3 protein-coding genes are annotated in these 3,716 nt (G+C 43.9%); 1 reads left to right on the top strand and 2 read right to left on the bottom strand.

Features of this window, described 5'->3' with window-relative positions:
* The coding region (locus tag H6G97_RS47455) for an exopolysaccharide biosynthesis protein (protein WP_190947297.1) at positions 1-420 on the top strand (420 nt) is incomplete at its 5' end.
* An 87-nt stretch (positions 421-507) separates the two neighbouring features.
* On the opposite strand, the gene H6G97_RS54270 is transcribed toward H6G97_RS47455, so the two are convergent.
* On the bottom strand, positions 508-963 hold the full coding sequence (locus tag H6G97_RS54270; protein WP_242056118.1) for a hypothetical protein: 456 nt from the start codon (positions 961-963) through the stop codon (positions 508-510).
* 176 nt (positions 964-1,139) lie between these two features.
* Positions 1,140-3,716, bottom strand: a 2,577-nt coding sequence (locus tag H6G97_RS47445) for a two-partner secretion domain-containing protein (RefSeq protein WP_190947296.1), incomplete at its 5' end; no start/stop codon positions are given.

Genomic DNA, 3,716 nt, shown 5'->3' with positions numbered 1-3,716 from the left:
ATGTCAGGACAGATGGCTTTGGGGAGGCGTACACCGTGGCTGCCAAAAAAAATTGCCAGCCTTAAATTCCCTAATTGGTTTGCTCAAACACTGTTGAAAAATTTACAACGTGTGACCAAAGTCTTAGAAAAAATCTCCCGTCCGCGTTTTCAGAAGGTTGCCGAAAATCCATTAACTTGGCGGTTCAATGGGATATGTCTCACCTGGTTGGCAATATTACTAATGTCGCCATATCCTCCTGCTACCAATCCTATTCCTGCTGTGGGAATGTTACTCTTGGCAGTTGCAACTATTGAATCTGATGGTATATTAATGTGCTTAGGCTATGTAGCCACCGTTTTAAATACCTTGTTTTTCGGTTTTGCCTTTTACCTTTTATATACTGGGGCGACCTATTTGTTACCTAATCTTTTTCGGTAAACTAATCACTTTTAGCTAGAAAGCAAAGAAATGCGGTTGAGTTATTCAAGTTCAGCAAACCAAAAAGTTCTGCGATCACTACTGATTTCACTTCACCAACACCCCATCCACAATCGCAACTCCCCACTGCAGAAACTTCGCCAGCAATTTCTTGATCACAATCTGCAAAGCCGGATCATCATTCCAGCACTCTTGCAAAAATTCAAACCCCGGATTCTCCCCTGAATTCGCCGCAACTTTAAGTTTCTGCATACGCTCCGGCCGCAGATTCGCCCTTGCAACTATCGCCTCATGCGACCATTTTTCGGGATTGGGGACAAGCACGGCGGAAACTTCACCCTCTTGATCGGCTTTCACTTCAACACCAGAGACTTGGTTTTCTTCCGGCAACGAAGCTGAATTTCCCTGTTCTACCTGCCCCTGAGTTTGATTAGCGATCGCAGAACTTAAAGAGTTTTCATTTTCTGCGACGGGTGCGAGGGAACAAGCACCTCTATGACAGTCTTTCGGCTCAACACTGCATTCCTCGCTCTTTGCCAGCAAAAAACCGGAAAGGCTTGGTTGGGTAAGTTCAACGCGCTCAATTAACTGTATTTGCTAAAGAAAAAGCCCTTATTTCTGGACACCTTATGTTCTAGTAGGCAATTGGCTTTGATATGCACAATTATTACAAGACATATTCCTCCATTCTTCAGCATTTAAGCAATCTTGACGCGCATTTACTGATGAGCCGCCTGAGAAACGCTGCAAGGTACATCTTTTTGCCAGGAATCACGACCCCCAGCAGGTACATTCGCTGTAAGTACTACCTCTCCTTTTTCGTTTAGTGCCCATCCACTTGCTTCTACAATACGTTCTGGTGTTGTTGTTACTGCCCTAGTAACAGGCGGATTACTGCGTAGGCGTAGCCCGTCGTTCGCGTAGCGTCTCCCAGAGTTGGCATCACTGCTTGGTTTGGGCGATATCCAACCTACTTCTACTGTATTGGCGGGTAAAATATCCTTAGTGGGATTGGGAGGTAAACCGCCGCGTCCGGTGATAATAAAGCTGCTTTGAGCAGAACCTGGGCTATCGCAGACTTGAGCTACTTCAGTTTCGACACCGATTGTAGGTAACTCAACTAAGCCACTGTTGGGGTTAACGTCAGGTGTGTTGAGTTCTACAGAACCGTTGAATTCAGGACTTGCTCCTGTAGCAGTGATGTCACTTGTGCTATCAGATGCCACATCTCGAAACTGTGTACCAAAGATACCTTGGGCATTAATCCGCACGTTTCCGCCACGGAAGTTTGTCGAATTGGCGCTGATGTCGCTATTTTTAAACGCAATCAGGAAATCGGTGTCAATATTGATATTGCCACCGATAACGTTTTCTCCAGTTGCGTTGGTTCTGATGTTGCTATTGCGGGTTATTGTCAAAATTTTTGAGTTAATGCTAATTGTAACTTGTTCCCTATTCGGGTCAACTTTAGCACTTTGTGTGGTACCGCTAAGTAAGGCATTGTTGTCTAAACGGATAGAGGAGGCATTTAATCTCATGTTGCCTGCGGTTCCGGTTCCCAAACTCTGCACAGTTATTCCAGCCCCATCTTTGATTAGCAAAGTATTAGTTTTAATAGTCAAATCACCCGCATCCCCTGTTGAGTTGCGCTGTGCAGAAGCAGACAAAGCGCTGGGATACTCACCATCAGCACTTCTCCCAATAATTTGCACATCTTGGGCATCAACGCTTAAATTTCCTCCCTTGCCCGCACCAAATGTACCAGCACTTACCGCCGCCCCATCTTTAATTAGCAAAGTATTAGTTTCAATAGTCAAATCACCCGCATCCCCTGTTAAGTTGCCCTCTGCTGAAGCAAACAAGCCACTGCTAAACTGACCATTAGCGCTTGTCCCAATAATTTGCACATCTTGGGCATCAACGCTTAAATTCCCTCCCTTGCCTGCACCAAATGTACCAGCACCTATCTGCGCCCCATCTCGTACTAGCAAAGTATTAGTTTTAATAGTCAAATCGCCTACCTCCCCTGTTGAGTTGGGCCGTGCGTCAGCAAACAAGCCACTGCTAAACCGACCATTAGCGCTTGTCCCAATGATTTGCACATCTTGGGCATCAACGCTTAAATTCCCTCCCTTGCCCACACTAAATGTACTAGCACTTACCTGCGCCCCATCTTTGATTAGCAGAGTATTAGTTTTAATAGTCAAATCGCCCGCATCCCCTGTTGAGTTACCCCCTGCGTTAGCAAACAAGCCACTGCCAAACTGACCATCAGCACTTCTCCCAATAATTTGCACATCTTGGGCATCAACGTTTAAATTTCCTCCCTTGCCCGCACCAAATGTACTAGTACTTACCTGCGTCCCATCTTGTATGAGTAAAATATCAGCATTAATATTAATGTTGCCTGCCTGTCCCCTTGCTCCTACTAACACATCATTACCAATAAAACTGCCTTTTTTAACATTAATTACTCCTGTTGCATTCACCTCAATATTTCCCGCTTTACTATTATCAGAACCCAACCTAGTATCTATTCCTGCTAATAGTTCACTCCCTCCTGTCATCTCTAAATTCTGGGCATGAACTGTGATACTACCACCATCACCACCACTAATCACATTGACTCCAGCACCATTGCTCAGTAAAACATCGCTTCTTTCTACATTATCGGGAAAACTTAAACTTAAAATATTACCATATAAATTTAACCCGATTGTTCCCGCACCAGAAGATCCACCTAACTCAACTTGCCCACCAAAAGCATACAAACCTCCACCATCCATATTGATATCGCCGCCTACCAAAAGCAAACTCTTACCATCTGGTACACGTAAACCTGTTGCTATAAACTCGGAAGATAGATTTAAACCGGAGGGAGCGACTGAGTTATTTTGGATAGATGCAGTTTTAATTTGATTAAAGAGTAAAGCGGAAGGATTGACCGTTAGCAGGGATGGAGAACTTTCTGGATTGGAGGAGCTGAAAAAACCTTGATTTCCAAAAGAGATCGCATTAGCTGTAGTCCCTACAAAAGAACCACCAATACTTAATTGAGCATTTTGACCAAAAATAATCCCGTTGGGATTTATTAAAAACAGGTTAGCTGCACCCTTAGTACTGATTATCCCATCAATACTAGAAGCAGAACCACCTGTAACTCGGCTAATAATATTTTGAATATTTAGAGCATTATTAAAAGAAGCAGTACCACCAGTATTCACAGAAAACTCACTGAAACTGTGAAATAAATTGCCGCCAGCTTGAGTTCCTCCAGTAATGTTAAAGGTGTTACC

It is taken from the genome of Nostoc flagelliforme FACHB-838 (assembly GCF_014698065.1).
Lineage (GTDB): Bacteria > Cyanobacteriota > Cyanobacteriia > Cyanobacteriales > Nostocaceae > Nostoc > Nostoc flagelliforme_B.
The sequence above is the reverse complement of the archived record's forward strand: the minus strand, read 5'-3'. Positions and strand labels throughout refer to the sequence as shown.